This is a genomic window from Planococcus chinensis, from assembly GCF_020071995.1.
In the GTDB taxonomy this organism is placed as follows: domain Bacteria; phylum Bacillota; class Bacilli; order Bacillales_A; family Planococcaceae; genus Planococcus; species Planococcus chinensis_A.
The window spans coordinates 92,945-111,430 of record NZ_JABWTK010000001.1 but is presented as its reverse complement, the minus strand read 5'-3'; the positions used below and the strand labels follow the sequence as shown (position 1 = coordinate 111,430).

The window sequence follows — 18,486 nt, the reverse complement described above, 5'->3', positions numbered from 1 at the left end:
TCAGCCGCTTTTTATGGATGTTTTTTATTTTGCAGGATTTATCATCGCTTTCCGGAAACCTTGGTACATATCACTAACCGCAACAATGACTACCGTCAGAATAATTGCCCCTGCAATCCAGCTCAAGCCCGAAGTTCCACCAAATACTGTGCCAATTTCATCCAAAAATGCTTGGTTAACCAATCTCGAGTTGGTGAGAATCAGAACGATAATCCCTGTCGATACGATTTGGACGATTGCATTGAAGAATGCCACACGCCTTGTCCACTGGCCTTCCCGCCATTTATAAACCGCCAAGGCGATTTCCAGAACAACCATCAATATGATCAGTGGCCAGTATGACAGCAGGACATCCTGATTGAAAGTCGGTGCGACAAACTCAAGACCCTCCCCTCTATTGTGATAGACGCCCAACAGCCGATCCGCATTGAAATAGCCCACCGCCCAAATCACAGTCCAGATTAAACTGCCCGCAATTTCAAATTTGGAAATCGCTTTTTCCTTCGGAATATAAACGACTTCTTTTAAATCATCCGGCGTCCACTCCTTGCTGTTCATTGTCAATGGCGCCTGCGACGAAGAACGATCTGCCCGTTCAATCAATGCAATGACAAGTGTTAACCAAAAGAAAACTTGCATAGCCGCATTCACACTGGCACTTATTGCATCACCGATCAAAGAAACCGTTGCATCCAAAATTGTCGTTTCTCCGCTGTTGGTGAAAATGGCTACGATAATGACCACAATCAGCGTCACTGTAATGGCAATGGGCAGGATGAGCTTTAACAGGCTGATATACAGGTCAAAATAACGCGGGCCTATTAAGTGCATCGGCTTGTCCCGGTAACCGCTTGCCAGAACAGCGGGATTTCCCATTTCAGCCAGCACCGCCTTCACTTCCTGTTCCGAAGGATCCTCCGGCAGCATGTCTTCGATAGCCGAACGCAATTCCAGTGCAATGTCCTGCCGGTTCTTTTCCGACAGCCTGCGCGTCACTTCGCCGATATACAGGTCAATCAAGTTCATTTGAACCCTCTCCTTTTAACAGATTGTAAAGTTCCTGCGACGTTTTTTCCCATTCCTTTTTTAATTGTCCAAAAATCTCTTTTCCGTATTCACTTAGGACATAATATTTCCGTGGCCGGCTTTCCGTCGTATCCCAGCTGCTGGTGACGAGTTCCTGCTTTTCCAGGCGGCGCAATAACGGATACAATGTGCTTTGTTCCATCGCAATGCCATTGCGTTCCAGCAATTGCACCAATGAATAACCGTACTGAGGCTTTTGCAATTGGCTGAGCACTGCCAGCGTTAAAGTGCCTCTGCGAAGCTCTGTGGACAAGCTGTTGAACAGGGAATCGTCCATCTGTACACCTCCGTTCCTATACTATGTGACGTACACTATATTTACTGTGTATCATACACTATTTTATTTTTAATAACAATAGTAATTTGATAATTCCATAAATTATTTAATAAATAAAAATTACTGCATTCAAAGCAAGTAAGTATGTTCCCATTTCTCAACAACAAAAGGCATAAATCCAGATTGACTGGATTCATGCCTTGTTCGGGGTCTTTATTTTATTATGCTGCGTATTCCGAATCGCTTGCTTTCAAGCTTCTGTATTTGATAATTTGCACCGCATACCAAAGCAGAACCACTAAGGTGATGCAGGAGCCGATAATCATTGAAATTTGATAATCCATGTTCAGGCCTTCCGGTGCGTAGAAGATATACGTGGATACCACGCCTGTCATAAAGCTTGCCGGCACTCCGGAAATCCAGTGGAATTTGTAGCTTCTCAGCAAGAAGACGGTCGCTGTCCATAGCATCACGGTGGCTACAACCTGATTGGTCCAGCCGACGTATCTCCAGAGGAATGTGTAATCGATTGTTGATAAGTAAAACGTCGGAATCGCCAGTGGAATTGTCACCAAAAGGATCTTCCATTTGCCTTCCATGTTCGTGAATTTTGAAAGGATATCGGTGACGATCATACGAGACGAGCGCAATGCTGTATCACCCGTTGTAATCGGCAGGATGATGACCCCAAGGATTGCCAAGATGCCGCCCAATGAACCCAATAGGGAAATGGAGATTTCATTGACTACGCCTGAAGGTCCTCCAGCCGCCAAAGCCGCCTGCAGTCCGCTCGTGCCGTTGAAGAACGTCATGCCCGCAGCTGCCCAGATCAATGCAATAACCCCTTCAATCACCATAGCGCCATAGAAAATCTTGCGGCCATCTGTTTCTTTCTTCATCGTGCAGGCAATAATCGGGCTTTGCGTAGAATGGAAGCCGGAAATGGCGCCGCATGAAATGGTCACCATCAACAGCGGCCAGATCGGCAGGTCGCCCGGATGCAAATTGGAAAGCGTCAGGTTTGGCATCGGTTTTCCGGAGAATACAAGAGCCACAGCCACCGCAATAGCCATGAACAGAAGAATTCCGCCCAACAGCGGGTAAATCCGGCCGATGATGCGATTGATCGGCAAGATCGTAGCCAGAATAAAATAAAAGAAGATAAGGGCTAAAGCAGCCATAAAACTCAGCGGTGAAATTTGGGAAATCAGCTGGGCCGGCCCTGCCGTAAACGCAGCGGCCACCAACAGCATCAGTACAAGTGAAATTCCGTTGATGAACAATTTCATGTGCTTACCAAGGTACTTTCCGACAATCGTCGGGAATTGCGCGCCGCCATGGCGCAAAGACATCATTCCGGAGAAATAATCATGAACGCCTCCTGCAAAGATGCAGCCGACTACGATCCAGATAAACGCGACAGGTCCGTACAAAGCTCCAGCAACTGCTCCGTATATCGGGCCAAGTCCGGCAATGTTCAATAGCTGGATCAGATTGCCTTTCCACCAGCTCATTGGCATAAAATCAAGGTTGTCTCTTTTTGTATAGGCAGGTGTCGGCGTATTGTCGTCCACTCCGAAAACCTTCTCGATAAATTTCGAATAAAATACATATCCTAGAACTAGAAATAAAAGTGCTCCGAAAAATGTGATCATCTGTTTGGCCTCCTGTTGTCTTGTTTACATTGTGCAATGATACCATGTTTTTTCTAATGATAAATATAATATTTTGAAAAAACAATATTTTCTAACAATTTTAATCTATATTACCCTTTTCCTTTATTTTTTTCAAATAAAAATAAGGAAGAAGTGCCTATTAAACAGGCTCCATTCCCTTTAATCGAAGATAATTTAATTTAGGATTTTTGTTGCTGAGACTCGCATTAAATCTTCTTTTTATTATTTCAATAGTTTTTTGCGCTTTCCAATGGTCTTCTTTGTCTTTTAAGGAATTGGCATTTCAGGTGGTTAACGGAAGAAAAATTGAAAATCAATTTTTCTTCTAAAGAGAAAACTACAGCCTAAAAGCCAATAAAAAAATGCCCTCTAATCGTTAGAGGGCATTCGACGATCAAGCTTTGTTCATATTATGCCCGTTGCCTAATCGCTTCTTGGGCTAATCGTTTCTGTTTCTCATATCTTTTCACAAAAAATAGATACGCGAGCAAAGCCAGCAAACACATCGAGAAAATTGTGAGACCCATAGGAACGGCTGTATCTTCCCCGCCAACTCCAACCAGCGGTGCCGCGAGAGCTCCTAATACAAATGGCAAGAGGCCAAGCAAAGCAGATGCACTTCCCGCTAAATGGCTTTGCGATTCCATCGCGAGTGAAAAAGAAGAAGTGCTCACGGTTCCGATGGATGTCACAAAGAAGAAAATTGGCACGACGACCGCCCATAGCGGTCCTTCTGCAATCACCACAGCCAATAGAATCGTTCCCGCAATCGTCGCCACATACAAAGCCGTTTCCAAAAACTTCTTCTCCGAGATTACGTGAGCGAAGCGGCCGACCGCATAGCTGCCGACAATCAAGCCGATGCCGTTCATTCCGAAAAGAATGCTGAAGGCCTGCGGCGATACACCATAAATGTTCTGGTAAATAAACGGAGTGCCTGAAACATACGCAAAAACACCGCCGATCAGCAGCCCTTGCGCCAATGCATAACCGGTAAACTGACGGTCTTTTAATATCGAAGTGAAATTTGAAAAAGTGGCTCCCAAATTGCTTGCCACCCTTTTTTCAAGTGGCAGGCTCTCGGGCAAACGAAACGCTGTGATTAGAAGAAGAATAAGTCCTACAACCGATAAAGTGAAAAAGACGCCTTTCCAATCTGAAAACAACAAGATGCCTCCACCCATTGAAGGAGCGAGCAACGGCACCAGGTTATTTATAACCATCAGCAAAGCGAAGAGCCTTGTCAGCTCCGGCCCGTCGCTGACATCCCGGACTATTGCCCGGGAAATAACAAGCCCTGCAGCTGCGGCAAAACCTTGTGCAAAGCGCAATGCAATGAATATGTAGATATTTGGAGCAAAGATGCATACAGTAGAAGCTGCAACGTAGACGACCAATGAAAGAATCAGCGGCTTTCTCCGGCCGTGCATATCGCTAAGGGCGCCTGCAACCAACTGGCCGATTGCCAACCCAAGCAGGCAGGCAGTTAAACTGAGCTGGACAAAGGAAGCCTTGGTATCGAAGACCTCTGTAATGTTCGGGAATGCCGGCAAATACATATCAATCGTAAACGGTATAAGCGATGTCAGTGCTCCTAAAAGGATGATAAACCGTGCACGTTTCGCTCCACTTAAATTTTCCATTAAAACAGCTGCCTTTCCTCTTGCTTTTATAAAACTTCATAAAGTTATTTTACCAACTTCGTTTAACTAGTAAACTAACTTTTTTAATATATTGATAATTTTCATATAAAAAAGCGTTTTTCTCAAGTAAGAGAAAAACGCTTTAGACTGTCAAGAAAACCTGACAGTCTGAACCATTCCGCTTCAAGCGGACGCTTTTCGCGGGCTCGCAGAAGTCGCCGCCTTCCGCTTCATTCCATTTTCCTGCTTCTTTACAAGATGTCACGTGTAAAAAAGCGGGAAAATCAAGCATCTTGTAGTTTCTTGCCCTTTCTTGATATGGAGCAAAACAGCGGAGACTCCCGTGGGACAGCGCAGTGCCGAAATCCACTCGGCTGCCAGGCCGAGTTAGTTCGGCGCACGCCCGTAGGAAAGACATCGGGCGAAGCCTGCGAGCCCAAGTCTTTGCGACGAAGCTAGCGCAGCGATGCAGAAACAGGAGCATATATTTTCAGCTGAGCTGTTTTGCGAAATATCAGGGATATTCTAAGGGGGAATTTTTCTATATCTTTCTCAACAAGCTCAAGCGTTTTTCTCGAATAAGAGAAAAACGCTTTTCGCCTTTTAAGCCCCGGGACGCAATTCCTGCCGGTTCATCCATTCCCTGATTACATCGACATACGCTTGCGGTTCTTCCAGGCTCGGCATATGGGAGCTGTTTTCAAACACGTGCACTTCCGAATCCGGAGTCAGGCTTGCGTAATATTCGGTGGTTTCAGGCGTCGCTTCGTCGTATCGCCCGCAAGTGAAAAGAGCCGGTATATCAATTTCGTGCAGGCGTTCGGTTGCGTCGAAATCCTTTAATGTTCCCGTGACGGTAAATTCCGATGCGCCCCACATATAATGATAGATTTGATCATTTGATGCTTCAAAGTCTTTCCTCATTTCGTCCGGCCATGGATCCAGCCGGCATAAGTGGCGTTTGTAAAAAGCCATCATTGCCTGCTTGTATTCTTCCGAATCCGTCGTTTGGTTCTGTTCGCTTTGTTCAATGGCATCCTGCATCTCCTGCGGCAGCTCTTTCAGGTAATTGTGCTGATCAGCTACCCACCGGTGGGCGCTCAATGCCGGCCCTGAAAAAATCACGCTGCGGACGCCGGCCGGTTTTTTTAAAAGATAAGAAGCGGCAAGCATGGATCCCCAGGAGTGGCCGAGAAGATGAAACTCCTCCAGTTCAAGGGCTTCGACCACATGCTCAAGCTCTTCTAGATAATGTTCGACGGTCCATAATTCTTTATCAGCCGGGTGGCCTGAGTTCCCGCACCCCAGTTGGTCATACTGAATGATTGGACGCTCTGCCCCAAGCCCGCGCAGCGGATCTTTGTCATTGCTTTTTCCGCCGGGCCCCCCGTGCAGCAGGAGCAGTGGAATGCCGGGGCCATTGCCAGTGATCCGATACCAGACGTTTCCTCCTTTAACCGGGATAAACCCTTCCGTTACGTTTTCCATTTACTTGTCCTCCTCATCTTTTACCTGTTTTAGTAGATATTCCCCTCTTTTTTGCAAATTCCTTTATTAACCGAAAAAAGAGCTGTTCCGCATATAGCAGAACAGCTCTTAAAGCAATTTTTTAATTATTTCACTTCAACCGTCCAGCCGAGTGTGTCTTCCACTTTGCCTGTCTGGATGCCCGTAATTGTGTCGTATAGTTTTTGGGACAATTCCCCGATTTCATGGTTGTTGATGATCATTTTCTTGCCTTGCCAGTTGAGTTCACCCACCGGCGAAATAACGGCTGCCGTTCCGGTGCCGAATACTTCCTCGATCAAGCCGTCCTGGAATGCCTGGTAAATTTCGTCGATGGAGATTTTTTTCTCTGTGACCGAAATCCCCCAAGAATTCAGCAATTCAATGATCGACATGCGGGTAATTCCTTTTAGGATGCTGCCGTTGAGTGCAGGCGTTACCACTTCGCCGTTGATCTTGAAGAAGATGTTCATGCTGCCGACTTCTTCGATGTATTTCTTTTCAACTCCGTCCAGCCACAGTACGTCCGCATTGCCGAGCTTTTTCGCATTGGCCTGCGCCTGGTATCCGGATGAATAGTTGCCCGCGGTCTTCGCCATTCCGGTACCGCCTTTTACGGCTCTCGTGAATTGGTCTTCGACGTGGATTGTGACCGGCTTCAAGCCGCCGGTGAAATACGAACCGACTGGCGACATGATAACCATGAATTTATAGGTCTTTGACGGAGCGACCGCCAAATTCGCTTCTGTCGAAATGATGAACGGGCGGATATAGAGCGATGTGCCGGCTGTCGATGGCACCCAGTCCTTTTCCAGTTCAATCAGTTTCGTCAAATATTCCAGCACAACATTCTCGTCGATTGGCGGAATGCTTAAGCGTTCGCTCGACAAATTCAAGCGTTCAAAGTTTTTCTCCGGACGGAATAGCAAGACGCGCCCCTCTTCGGTGCGATAGGCTTTCATGCCTTCAAAAACCGTTTGGCCATAATGGAAAATCATAGCAGCCGGATCTAGTGTAATTGGTGCATAAGGAACGATTTTCGGCTCAAACCAGCCTTTGCCCGCTTCGTATTCCATCGTAAACATGTGATCGGTAAAGATGGTTCCGAAAGGCACTTGGTCCTGTGACGGTTTATCTTTCTTTGATGTGCTTTGTACGATTTCCAATTCATTGGTGGTCAACAAGATGAAGCACTCCTTCCAAAGTGAACAATTTATCACGTAATGTGAATAATTATACGCTCACATACAAGTTTTCGAAAGGACTTTTTTTAATACTGAAAAAATTAAGAGAAAAGACCTGCTATCGACAGGTCTTTCATATAAGATATTTAATCTTCAATTGGTACAAGTCCTTCAAAACCTTCAATATCTCCATGCTTTTTATACATTTTTTCCGCATACTCTTTAAATGGCAAGTGAAAATTTTCAGTTGGGTTCCCTAATATAATTTCGAAAACGCCTTCCGTATAGGTGACCAAAAAACTTTTTTTCAATTCCGGATCTGTTGCTAAAATTTCAGCTTTGCATTGTTCCAAATCAACCGGAAAACAATTGAACATCGTCATTTCCAAGTGTCCTCCCTTCGCAATTGATAGACAAACTCCGTATCCTAGATTTTCATGTACATCATGTCCATATCTGCTGGCTTCTTCAGGATTCCGGGATGTAACGGCATTATAGCCGCATCGTCTGCAATGGATATACGTTACGTCAATCTTATAATAATTATCGGCAAAAGCTGAACGTCCGCACTGTGGACATTCCATAGCGTACATAATAGAAGCCATTTTGAATTCTCCCTTTCTCTATCGGAATCTATTTGATAAAAGGGGGTGGTTTTTCCGTCCAGGAATGGTTTTAAACAAGAGGGGGATGGTTGAAGGCAGTGTACGTGGAGGATGTTCCATTCCAGTATATATAATTAGGTTTTTCTGTCAATTTTATCTGAAGAAATTCAATCAGGAAAGAGGAAAGAAGAAAAGAAAATGCTCTGTTCGAGAGCATTCGCTTTCCTTATTTAGCTAAGATACATATTGTATTTCCGATAATCTGATGATATGTAAACTCAACATCCAGTAATAGTTCTGTCAGTTGGAATTTAAAAAATTATCGTAATACAACAGGAAAAACTTAGGTAAAAGGTTCCCTGAAAAATAGTTACCTAAGGTTTTCAACTCTCCTTTTTCTTTTCAACGCTTTCAGCTACTTGAAAAATTTCTACTTCTTTTATCGTTAACATTTTTTGAAAGACGGCTGGTTTCATTAAGTACATATTCACCCAGAAGTTTTCGACATCATCGAATGTTTTCTCTCCGTTTAACGCACAAACCACTGCTTCCTCAAAAACCTTAATTATATATGCTCTCCCATTGCGCACCCTAAAAATTTCACTTCCTTCTTTTAAAGCTCTTATGATGAATTTAATCGGATTAGAATGTTTTGTCATTTACTTTAGCTTCTATGCTTATCCCTACTACAATCAAATTTTATACCAATAAGCACGAAGCAATTATTTTCTTATATTTTTAAGTTAAGTGTTCATAAATGGGAGGGAAGATGCAACATTTCCCCCTTTCTATCCCTCTTTTTTCAATCCATTGCCTAACATCCTCATATGTAAATCATTAAAAAAATAGGGGAGAGATACAACCGCTCTATGGCTCCCGATAAGAAGAAATTTTGGACGAAGGAACAATTATCCTATAAAGTTATATTATCAGAATATTTAGGAGGTTTAATTCATATGCACTTCCATCACTCTGTATACGAAAAATCATTATTTCGGTCGTAATTTGGATCTCGAATTGACGTACGGTGAAGTCATAACCATCACGCCCAGAAATTTCCCGTTCAAGTTCCATAAGGTACAGGATCTTCCAACCCATTTCGCGTTGATTGGCATGGGCATTGTGGTTGATAATTATCCCTTGTATTTCGATGCAACCAACGAAAAAGGGTTAAGTATGGCTGGATTGAACTTCCCGGAATACGCTCATTTCTTCCCGGAGGCGGAGGATAAAGACAACGTTACTCCGTTTGAATTTATCCCCTGGATTCTCGGCCAGTGCCAAACCGTGGAAGAGGCGAAAGAACTTCTTGTGAAAGTGAATCTGGTGAATATTAATTTCAGCGATGAACTGCCGCTGTCCCCCTTGCACTGGATGATTGCGGATCAAACCCAATCGATTGTCGTGGAATCCACAAAAGACGGATTGCATATATACGACAATCCCGTGGGTGTCCTGACCAACAATCCTACATTCGATTATCATTTATTTAACCTGAACAATTACCGTCACCTGTCTTCCACAGTTTCGGACAATACATTTTCAGATCACCTGCAATTGAATGTCTATAGCCGCGGCATGGGGGGCATCGGTCTTCCTGGCGACCTGTCTTCCGCTTCCCGGTTCGTCAAAGCTGCTTTTACAAAATTGAATTCGATTTCTGGTGAGTCCGAGTCTGAAAGCGTTGGCCAGTTTTTCCATATCCTGAAATCCGTGGAACAGCAAAAAGGGCTTTGCGATGTAGGCGGCGGGGAATACGAATTCACCATCTACTCATCCTGTTGCAACATGGATAAAGGAATCTATTACTATACGACCTATGACAATAACCAAATTACAGCGGTGGATCTGCACAAAGAAAATCTCGACGGGATGCAATTGGTCACCTATCCTTTGGTAAAAGATCAACAGATTCACTTCGTGAATTAATGCCCGGAAATAATAGCTGGCCTCAAGCGGTGGGGCATTGCTCCATCAGCACGAAGAGCGAAACCCTTACAATCAGGGACTTCGCTTTTTTGTCGTTTGTTTCAAATTAGTTTTGTACTGCGATAAACCGTTCGTAAAAGTACACTTTTACGAACAGGCTAAAAATGACCCAAAAAGCGAAAAAAAGAACGTTCGTAAATGTCTGAAAACACTTTACGAACGTTCGCTTATTCATAGATACTTTTATGAACACTTTTTGAGTAGTAAGGAGAGAAAAAGGCCATGTTCGAGACGAATCGTGGAGACATTTGCTATGCAAGAAGCGAAACAACACTGCCAATTACTGCTTAAAGTGACAGCTCCTCCGAACTTGAAGCAAAATCAGCGCTTTCTATTTGATAATATCAATAAAATGCGACAGGATCCGGGCAGTCAGCCCCCAAATCACTTTATCTTCATAAAGGTAGAAATATTCCTCCAGATTCCGCGTGCGCCAGCTGTAATCCCGGCCTCCTACAATCAAATCATAAGGGAAGCTTTCCTCCGGCTGGACATCGAAATTGATCTGGTAAACACGCGGCGGATTCTCAAGGAAAAAAGAAAGCGGCACACTGAACAGTTCGCCCACTTCATCCGGATTCGGCTTGAACTCAGCCGACGAGTCAATAAAACCGGCAAACGCGTAAATGATCATACCGAACGGCGATACCATATAATCGAGCGGGAACAAATCCGAAATTTCGTCTTCACTGATTCCCAATTCTTCATCGGTTTCGCGTAAAGCCGCTGATTTCGGCGAAAGGTCCTCGGGGTCAATTCTGCCTCCTGGGAAACAAACTTCTCCTGGCTGTTTCCGGAGTGTTTCCGCCCGTTTTTCAAACAGCACATGGACTTCCCCGTCCTTTTCAATCAATGGGAGGAGAATGGCAAACTTCGCAAAATCGCGGCTCCCCAGCACTTCGGGTTTATGGGTTTGGATTTTTTCGGTTATCTTTCTAGCGTCCATCCAATCACCTCTCATGTAATCGTCAGTATTTCCCTTATGTCTTCCTCCGTCAAAGCAGCAAATGATTCCTGCCCCGACTGGATCACTTCATCAATGAGATTTTTCTTTTTCTCCTGGAGTTCACTGATTTTCTCTTCAATGGTGCCTTTTGCAAGCATCCGGATGACCTGCACTTCGTTTTCCTGGCCCATGCGGTGCGCCCGGTCCGCCGCCTGCTGTTCAACAGCCGGATTCCACCAGAGGTCATACAAAATGACTGTATCGGCTCCCGTCAGGTTCAGCCCGGTGCCACCTGCTTTCAAGGAAATCAAAAACAGATTGCCTTCGCCTTCGTTGAAACGGTCGCATAACTCGACCCGCTCTACCGGAGGCGTCTGGCCGTCCAAGTAAAAATAAGGCAGGCCATGCTTGCTGAGTTGGCGCCCGATGAGGCCGAGCATTTGGGTAAACTGGGAAAAAATCAGGACACGCCGGCCCGAGAGCCGGCATTCTTCTACGATTTCCATCAGCTGATCGAATTTGGCCGACCCTCCTGTGTAGCCCTCGACAAATAATGCCGGATGGCAGCAGATCTGCCGCAGGCGGGTCAGTCCGGCCAAAATCCGGATGCGGTTTTTGCGGAAGCTGCCTTTTGCCAGATGCTTCAGCGCATCGTGCTTCAATTCTGCGAGATAGGCTGCATATAATTTTTTCTGTTCCGCCTGCAGCTCTGAAAACTGAACCGTTTCGACCTTGTCCGGCAGCTCCGTCAAGACCTCTTCCTTCGTGCGGCGCAAAACGAACGGCCGCACCCGTTTGGCGATATTTTCACGCCTTAACTCACTAAACACCCGCCGGTTCGGCAGCAGGTCCGGAAACACGACCTGAAAGATAGACCATAATTCATCAAGTGAATTCTCTATTGGTGTTCCCGTTAATGCGAATCGGTAATCCGCCTTCACCGCTTTTGCCGCTTTTGCCGTTTGGGTTACGGGATTCTTAAAGGCCTGTGCCTCGTCAAAAAAGACGGTATGGAATTGCTTGTCCCGGTAGAGCAAACTGTCCATCCGCAAAGACGGGTAGGAAGTGATGACGACGTCAACCTCCGCCCAATCTTTTAGCGCAGAAGTTCTAATAGCTTTGTTGCCGTCAATGATTTTCGCCTTTAGTTCCGGCGCGAATTTTTTCAGTTCGTTCGACCAGTTGTAGACGAGCGAAGACGGGCAGACAACGAGCACCGGCTGCCGCTTTTTGCGGATGTTCGGCAGCACCGATACGATAAACGCAATGCTTTGCAAGGTTTTCCCAAGCCCCATATCATCTGCCAGAATACCGCCGAAGCGATAGGAGGCCAAAAGCTTGAGCCAATTGAATCCAGTTTTCTGGTAATCGCGGAGCACCGGTTCAAGCGATTCCGGCAATGCTTCATTGATCCGGTCGGGTTCGTTCAGACTCAGCATGAGTTTCGCGAAAGTTTTCCCTGGTTCCGCAAGGCCGCCTTCTTCCAGCCCCTCTACCAATTGCATGCCGTGGATCAGCGGCACGCGGATTTCTTCTTCATCGAGCTCTTCCGCAGACAATCCGAGGTCTTCCAGAAAATGATCGAGCGCCCAAAATTTCGGCGTTTCGATGGACATCAACGTGCCATTCGGAACGCGGTAGTATTTCCGCTTCTCGGAAATGGCCTTTAGCAGCTGCTGGATTTCTTTTTCAGGAATGCCTTTCAGGTCAAAGCGAAAAGCCAGCCAGTCTGTGCGCTCTTTGATTTCCACGCGGATTTTCGGAGCCACGGCCGCTTTCTGGACGCGCAATTTCACTGCGGTCGTGGCATAGACCTGGACCAGCTCTTCCAGTACAGGCACGGCGTGGTAAAGAAAGTCGTACTCGGCTTCTTCATCCTGCAGGTAAAAACCGCCGGGCGTCTGCACAAATTGGCTGTCCTGCATTTTCTTCAGGATGCGCTGTTCCTTGTCCCGCTGGCGCCTCACACCTGGCAAGTACTGATAGCCCTGCTCCAGTTCTTCGCTTGGATTGATCGACATGCGGCCGTAATGGAACTCGAGTCCTGCCAGCAGCCGGTTGTTGACCCGGTCCAAAAAAAGCTTCGCTTTCAGCGGCGTTTCGTTCAGCCCTTTCGTTGCCCGTTCTGCTATATCCACCTCGCCGAGCCGCATCAATCCTGGAATGGCCGTTTCGATGAAATCGCGCAGTCCCGCTGCCGGAATTTGCAGCTCACTTTTGCCAGTTTCTTCAACCAATCGCTGCAATTCAAAAAGCCGGCTGCAGTCTTCCTCTTCCATTTTGAGCCACTGGCCTTCCGAGAAAGCGTAGCCGTACAACTTGAAAACCGTGACCCGCTCAAGCCCTTCCATAAGGAGGCGGTAACCGGCAGGAGCTGTATCCACTTCAAACCACAGCGGCAACCGTTCGCCATACCGGACGCCGTCATACAGCCGCTCTCCCTGCTCAAACACAACCTCTTCCGCCTGCTCCAATAACGACAGCAGCAATTCCCATTCGGCTGCTGAAATCAATAGCGCTTCTTGTTCGCCCGTTTTTGTCAGCTGGCTTTTCATCAATAAACGCAGAACAGCATCCGTTGCCCGGCTGAAATTATGGCGTTCCGGGTTGTAAATGCGTCCCGGCGCATATTCGAATGGCCGGCGGCTGGCGATGTTTCGGAGAAAATCGAACGGATCCGGTATTTTCTCCAAAACTTTCTGGCCGGCATGCAGTTCGATTCCGATTATATTGCCCGCATCACCAAAACTGACCGACCCGCAAACGAATTCCACACGCAAGGTTTGCCGTTTGTCGAAATGCAGGCCTTTGCCGCTCGACTGCACCGGCTGAGTGCTGAACAATCCGTGCATCCGGTCTGCTAAGGGGTTTTGGGTTTGCTGAACTTCTTCGATCGCCAACAGGACGGCCGCAATATGCTGGCAATGAGTCGTTACAAAGCCGACAGGCGGACAGCTGCATGACGCTTCAATTTGTCCCGCAGTCCCTGATTTCACCGTCACGTGAAAACCGCTGCCCACATTGACCGTCCCTTCATGCCCGGCATCTTCCCCAGGCTGCGGCTCAAGTTCGACTTTTCCGCTCAGGAAATAAGACTTGCCCTTTTTGTAGGCAGCCTCACCGCACAGATTTTTAATTTTTGTTTTATTCAGCACCAAATTCATCAGCTGAGCCTTCCTTCAGTCCATATCAGGTACTTCATATTATCGCTAAAACACTCGAGTTAAACAATGTTTACCCCTTTTTCCCAGGTCTTCTTTACAGAAAAAAACCAGGCAGAAGCCCTGGTTTTTTGATTTGTTTTTTAAGGTTTCACGTGAAACGCGCCTATCCTTTTTTGACGAATTCCGATTTTAATTTCATCGGGCCAAAGCCGTCAATTTTGCAGTCGATATTGTGGTCACCCTCTACCAGCCGAATGCCTTTCACTTTCGTGCCGATTTTCAAGACAGATGAACTGCCCTTTACTTTTAAATCTTTGATCACTGTCACGGAGTCCCCGTCTGCCAGCACATTGCCATTGGCGTCTTTCACGACTTTTTCGGCTTCCACGGTTTCCGCTTCTGCACTAAGCACCCATTCATTGGCGCATTCCGGGCACACCAGCATATTCCCGTCTTCGTATGTATATTCAGATCCGCATACCGGACAATTCGGCAAGTTTTCCATTTTGCATTTCCCCCATTCGGTTTCTTAAGTGCATTGAGAAGTTTCTTCTATCCTACCATGCCTGTCCGTTTTGCCGCATAGAAAAAACCTGTATGAGATTTGCCCATACAGGTTTTCAATCCTTAATTTAATTCTCCGGATTTGCGATAGGCGCTCTTCCGAGTTTTTTCAGTTTAACCATTTCTGTGAAGGCTTCTTCGCGTTTGGTTTCGTCAAACTCGCCTACGCTTTTCGCGACAACGATTGTGGCGATTCCGTTCCCGATCAAGTTGACAATCGCACGCCCTTCACTCATGAAGCGGTCGACGCCAAGCAGCAAGGCCAATCCTTCAAGCGGAATTACCTGAAGGGCAGCGAGCGTCGAAGCGAGGACGATAAAGCCGCTTCCTGTAACTCCTGCAGCCCCTTTTGACGTCAGCATCAGTACCAAAATGATGGTGATTTGCTGGCCAATCGACAAGTCCACCCCGAATACTTGCGCAAGAAACACAACAGCCATGGAAAGATAAATCGATGTACCGTCCAAGTTGAACGAGTAGCCTGTCGGAATCACCAGGCCGACAACTGATTTTGAAGCTCCGTAGCGCTCCATTTTGTCCATCATCCGCGGCAATACCGATTCGGAAGAACTTGTGCCGAGCACAATCAGGATTTCGTCTTTAATGAATTTCAAGTAATTCCAAAGGCTAAAGCCGTTCATTTTACAGATGATGTTCAGCACTACAAAGATGAAGATGAACATGGTCGTGTAAACCGAGAACATCAATTTGGCCAACGGCACCAGTGAAGTTAAACCGAAATGGCCGATTGTGTACGCCATTGCTGCAAATGCCCCGATAGGAGCTGCTTTCATGACATAGCCGATGATTTTAAAGAACACCAAGGAAACCCGATCTAAAAAGTCGATGATTGGCTCTCCCTTTTTCCCAAGAGAAGCCAGTGCTACTCCGAATAATACAGAGAAGAACAAGACTTGCAGAATGTCACCTTTTGCAAAAGCATCCACCATATTTGAAGGAACAATATGCGTTACGAATTCAATCCAGTTGATTCCTTGTCCTCCGTTTTCCGTGTACTGAGACACATCGCCTTTTTCCAGTTCACTGAAATCCAGCCCCGCTCCCGGTTTAACGATATTGACAACGATCAAACCGATAACCAATGCCAGTGTGGTCACTACTTCAAAATAGATAAAAGCCTTTCCTCCGACTTTCCCTACTTTTTTCATGTCCCCCATTTTTGCAATTCCCAGCACAATCGTCAAGAAAATAATCGGTGCGATGACCATTTTGACAGCGTTGATGAACGTGTCGCCGACCGGCTTCATTTCTTTTCCGATATTCGGCCAAATCAAGCCAAGAAGCACACCCAATACGATAGCAGCTAAAACCTGAAAGGTTAGATTTTTATAAATTCGCTTTTTCATTTGTTCTCCTCCTTGTGTGAATAGTTAGTCATTTGGATTTCTTCAAATGATAACGCTTTCACTAAAAGAGGAATAGCTTATGGTCATAATGGATGTTTTGGTCATTTTGGTCTTAACTTTTTTCTTTATTGTAAACGTAGCGGTTTACCGGCCGGCCGACTCCTCCGTACTGCAAGTCCAGACGGATGACGCCGTTTTTCTCCAAGTAATCCAAATAACGGCGTGCCGTTACCCGCGCGATTCCGATGGCTCCCGCCACTTCTTCAGCCGAGCGCGGTACTTCCTGCGACTGGATCGTAGCTGTAATTTCGTTCAATGTAAATTCATTCAAACCTTTGGGCAAATAAGCTTCGTCCTTTTTCTTGGCTTGTTCCGAGTACAGCAGTGAATCCAGCTGTTCCTGTGACACTGTTTCCGAACCGGCCAAGCTTATGCGATAATTCCGGTATTTTTCCAGCGCTTGCTGAATCCGGTGAAGCTTAAAGGGTTTCATGATATAATCCACTGCACCGTTTTGCAGCATCAATTTAACCGTTTCGCTGTCTTTGGCCGCCGAAACCACAATAACGTCGACTTCCAGCTTCTGCTTTCGGATTTCCTGCAAAGTTTTAATGCCGTCTTTTTTCGGCATGAAGACATCCAAAATCACTAAATCCGGGTTCAGTTCTTTGATCAGCGCGAGTCCTTCTTCGCCGTTTCCTGCGACTGCTGCCACACGGAACCCTTCGACGCTTTCGATGAATTCCTTGTTGACTTCCCGTACCATCGGATCGTCTTCTATCAATAAAACCATCACTCCGTTGTTAACCGGCATATGCTTCGTCCTCCTCGTCCATCGGGAAAGTAATGAGGAAAGAAGTTCCCTCATCCGGTTGAGATAACACCTGAATTTCCCCTCTTCCTTTGTCGACAATCTGTTTCACCAAGTACAGGCCGTACCCGGTGCCCTCCGCTTTATTGGCGGTGAATCCTTTTTCGTAGAGCTTAGGCAAGTGTTCCGGCCGAATCCCCGAACCGTTGTCTTCTACAAGAATCGCACACATCCCTTCTGACTGCTCGATGCTGACATCGATCCGTTTCGGGTCAATTTCCATCCCTTCAAATGAGCCAAACGCATTTTCAATCAAATTGCCGAGCAGCAGGACAAAGTCATGCTGGTCCAACTCGTTTGGAAATGCGGCAAAATGGCTGTTCGGATCAACTTCCATCTCAATGCCAAGTTCTTTCCCTCGTTTGATTTTGCTTAAAAGAAGGCCTGCGACTGCATCATTGTTGATTTTGTCGTTCAGGAAGTTGGTGACATTTTCTTGTTCTTCCGCTGAATTATGGGCAAGCTGCAGCGCTTTTTCAGGCTTGCCCAGTTGAATGAGGCCCGCTATGGTGTGCAGCTTGTTCATATGCTCGTGGCTTTGGACCCGCAAGGCTTCTACGAAATTTTTTACGCCGGTCAGTTCTTCTGCCAGTTTTGCCGCTTCCGTGCGATCCTGGAAAATCGCCACCGCTCCGATCAGTTCCTCGTCTTTCCGGATCGGGATGCGCGTGCTGACAATCACTTTCCCGCTTACTTTGATTTCTTCATTGTACACGGCTTCGTTTGTTTCAACAATTTCAGGCAAGCGTGTGTCGCTTAGAACGGCACGGATCGGCTGGCCAACGAACGATCCTTTCACTTTGAAAACCTTCTTAGCTTTTTCATTGAAAATCGTAATGATTTCATTGTTGTCTATCGCGATGACCCCTTCATTCATTGCATGAAAAGTAGCGGTCCGTTCTTCATGCATCCGTTTGATTTCGAAGGGCTCCAGCTGAAACATCTGCCTTTTGATGTGGTTCGCCAACAGAAACGAACCCGCTAGCCCAAACAGCAGCGTCAATAAGACAATCAACCCGATCTCCTTTGATAACCCTGCCATAATATCGAAGACGCCTGGAATTTTGTTTCCTACGACGACGACGCCAATCTGATTCAAGTCAGCGTCTTTGATCGGCACAAAAGCGCGGATGACGGTGCCGATTTCCCCTTTCGCTTTTGAAAAATATATATGCTCAGCAAATGCCGGATCTTCATCTGCCCCTGCGGAAAGGGTTCCGATCTTTTCTTTCACGGGATGGGAAAAACGGACTTTATCCATATTCATGACGACGATATAATTACTTTCGTTTATGATCCGGATTTCATCAACCACCGGATCCACTGTTTTCCATCCCCCGGGCTGCTGAACAGCGCTTTTTATATCGGACAATTCCGCAACGGTCCGTGCGGTGTTCATCGACCGGAGCCTCAAATCTCTTTCTTCGGTTTGCTGGATATTTGCAACGATTACAATGCCGCCAATCAGCAGGGAGAAAATGACGACGGCATATGACAGAATCATTATTTTCCAGCGGATCGGCAACTGTTTCATCTTTTGTGCTCCTTTCCCTTTACGAATGAAGGGCTGGTGATTATGCTTACAGTAAAGATTTTTCTTAACTATAA

15 protein-coding genes are annotated in these 18,486 nt (G+C 46.2%); 1 reads left to right on the top strand and 14 read right to left on the bottom strand.

Annotated elements, in window-relative coordinates; translation table 11 throughout:
• Positions 1-24 precede the first annotated feature (24 nt).
• The 8 genes from HU147_RS00530 to HU147_RS00495 all read right to left on the bottom strand — a co-directional run bounded on the left by HU147_RS00530 (position 25) and on the right by HU147_RS00495 (position 8,636).
• The gene (locus HU147_RS00530; RefSeq protein ID WP_224074376.1) at positions 25-1,026 is read right to left on the bottom strand and encodes an HAAS signaling domain-containing protein; all 1,002 of its coding nucleotides are present in this window, start codon (positions 1,024-1,026) and stop codon (positions 25-27) included.
• A complete protein-coding gene (locus HU147_RS00525) occupies positions 1,013-1,363 on the bottom strand; it encodes a PadR family transcriptional regulator (RefSeq protein ID WP_224074375.1) in 351 nt (116 codons plus the stop codon). The genes HU147_RS00530 and HU147_RS00525 overlap by 14 nt, the downstream gene beginning before the upstream one ends.
• Before the next feature lie 221 nt (positions 1,364-1,584).
• The gene (locus tag HU147_RS00520) at positions 1,585-3,018 is read right to left on the bottom strand and encodes a carbon starvation CstA family protein (RefSeq protein ID WP_224074374.1); all 1,434 of its coding nucleotides are present in this window, start codon (positions 3,016-3,018) and stop codon (positions 1,585-1,587) included.
• Between the two features lie 431 nt (positions 3,019-3,449).
• A complete protein-coding gene (locus tag HU147_RS00515; RefSeq protein WP_224074373.1) occupies positions 3,450-4,682 on the bottom strand; it encodes a multidrug effflux MFS transporter in 1,233 nt (410 codons plus the stop codon).
• A gap of 603 nt (positions 4,683-5,285) precedes the next feature.
• The gene (locus HU147_RS00510) at positions 5,286-6,170 is read right to left on the bottom strand and encodes a proline iminopeptidase-family hydrolase (protein ID WP_224074372.1); all 885 of its coding nucleotides are present in this window, start codon (positions 6,168-6,170) and stop codon (positions 5,286-5,288) included.
• A 125-nt stretch (positions 6,171-6,295) separates the two neighbouring features.
• The gene (locus HU147_RS00505; protein ID WP_224074853.1) at positions 6,296-7,369 is read right to left on the bottom strand and encodes a branched-chain amino acid aminotransferase; all 1,074 of its coding nucleotides are present in this window, start codon (positions 7,367-7,369) and stop codon (positions 6,296-6,298) included.
• 149 nt (positions 7,370-7,518) lie between these two features.
• Complete coding sequence (locus HU147_RS00500; protein WP_224074371.1) at positions 7,519-7,977, bottom strand: hypothetical protein; 459 nt, start codon at positions 7,975-7,977, stop codon at positions 7,519-7,521.
• A 383-nt stretch (positions 7,978-8,360) separates the two neighbouring features.
• A complete protein-coding gene (locus HU147_RS00495) occupies positions 8,361-8,636 on the bottom strand; it encodes a hypothetical protein (RefSeq protein WP_224074370.1) in 276 nt (91 codons plus the stop codon).
• Positions 8,637-8,931: 295 nt separating this feature from the next.
• Between HU147_RS00495 and bsh the strand changes: the two genes are divergently transcribed.
• Positions 8,932-9,906 carry a choloylglycine hydrolase gene (bsh, locus tag HU147_RS00490; RefSeq protein ID WP_224074852.1) on the top strand — a complete coding sequence of 325 codons (975 nt, stop codon included), beginning with the start codon at positions 8,932-8,934 and terminating at the stop codon, positions 9,904-9,906.
• A 391-nt stretch (positions 9,907-10,297) separates the two neighbouring features.
• On the opposite strand, the gene HU147_RS00485 is transcribed toward bsh, so the two are convergent.
• The 6 genes from HU147_RS00485 to HU147_RS00460 all read right to left on the bottom strand — a co-directional run bounded on the left by HU147_RS00485 (position 10,298) and on the right by HU147_RS00460 (position 18,412).
• Complete coding sequence (locus tag HU147_RS00485; protein WP_224074369.1) at positions 10,298-10,912, bottom strand: NUDIX hydrolase; 615 nt, start codon at positions 10,910-10,912, stop codon at positions 10,298-10,300.
• An 11-nt stretch (positions 10,913-10,923) separates the two neighbouring features.
• Positions 10,924-14,076, bottom strand: a complete 3,153-nt coding sequence (locus HU147_RS00480; RefSeq protein WP_224074368.1) for a DEAD/DEAH box helicase — start codon at positions 14,074-14,076, stop codon at positions 10,924-10,926.
• Positions 14,077-14,239: 163 nt separating this feature from the next.
• The gene (locus tag HU147_RS00475) at positions 14,240-14,581 is read right to left on the bottom strand and encodes a zinc ribbon domain-containing protein YjdM (protein ID WP_224074367.1); all 342 of its coding nucleotides are present in this window, start codon (positions 14,579-14,581) and stop codon (positions 14,240-14,242) included.
• A 127-nt stretch (positions 14,582-14,708) separates the two neighbouring features.
• A complete protein-coding gene (gene dctP, locus HU147_RS00470) occupies positions 14,709-16,007 on the bottom strand; it encodes a C4-dicarboxylate transporter DctP (protein ID WP_074509033.1) in 1,299 nt (432 codons plus the stop codon).
• A gap of 112 nt (positions 16,008-16,119) precedes the next feature.
• Positions 16,120-16,821 carry a response regulator gene (locus HU147_RS00465; RefSeq protein ID WP_224074366.1) on the bottom strand — a complete coding sequence of 234 codons (702 nt, stop codon included), beginning with the start codon at positions 16,819-16,821 and terminating at the stop codon, positions 16,120-16,122.
• Complete coding sequence (locus HU147_RS00460) at positions 16,811-18,412, bottom strand: ATP-binding protein (RefSeq protein ID WP_224074365.1); 1,602 nt, start codon at positions 18,410-18,412, stop codon at positions 16,811-16,813. The genes HU147_RS00465 and HU147_RS00460 overlap by 11 nt, the downstream gene beginning before the upstream one ends.
• Positions 18,413-18,486 lie beyond the last annotated feature (74 nt).

Excerpts from the sequence above, each read along its gene's own strand:
- dctP (WP_074509033.1), bottom strand. The coding sequence starts at position 16,007 with ATGAAAAAGCGAATTTATAAAAATCTAACCTTTCAGGTTTTAGCTGCT.
- HU147_RS00465 (WP_224074366.1), bottom strand. The coding sequence starts at position 16,821 with ATGCCGGTTAACAACGGAGTGATGGTTTTATTGATAGAAGACGATCCG.
- HU147_RS00520 (WP_224074374.1), bottom strand. The coding sequence starts at position 3,018 with ATGATCACATTTTTCGGAGCACTTTTATTTCTAGTTCTAGGATATGTA.
- HU147_RS00485 (WP_224074369.1), bottom strand. The coding sequence starts at position 10,912 with ATGGACGCTAGAAAGATAACCGAAAAAATCCAAACCCATAAACCCGAA.
- HU147_RS00530 (WP_224074376.1), bottom strand. The coding sequence starts at position 1,026 with ATGAACTTGATTGACCTGTATATCGGCGAAGTGACGCGCAGGCTGTCG.
- HU147_RS00475 (WP_224074367.1), bottom strand. The coding sequence starts at position 14,581 with ATGGAAAACTTGCCGAATTGTCCGGTATGCGGATCTGAATATACATAC.
- HU147_RS00525 (WP_224074375.1), bottom strand. The coding sequence starts at position 1,363 with ATGGACGATTCCCTGTTCAACAGCTTGTCCACAGAGCTTCGCAGAGGC.
- HU147_RS00480 (WP_224074368.1), bottom strand. The coding sequence starts at position 14,076 with ATGAATTTGGTGCTGAATAAAACAAAAATTAAAAATCTGTGCGGTGAG.
- HU147_RS00500 (WP_224074371.1), bottom strand. The coding sequence starts at position 7,977 with ATGGCTTCTATTATGTACGCTATGGAATGTCCACAGTGCGGACGTTCA.
- HU147_RS00515 (WP_224074373.1), bottom strand. The coding sequence starts at position 4,682 with ATGGAAAATTTAAGTGGAGCGAAACGTGCACGGTTTATCATCCTTTTA.
- HU147_RS00495 (WP_224074370.1), bottom strand. The coding sequence starts at position 8,636 with ATGACAAAACATTCTAATCCGATTAAATTCATCATAAGAGCTTTAAAA.
- HU147_RS00460 (WP_224074365.1), bottom strand. The coding sequence starts at position 18,412 with ATGAAACAGTTGCCGATCCGCTGGAAAATAATGATTCTGTCATATGCC.
- HU147_RS00510 (WP_224074372.1), bottom strand. The coding sequence starts at position 6,170 with ATGGAAAACGTAACGGAAGGGTTTATCCCGGTTAAAGGAGGAAACGTC.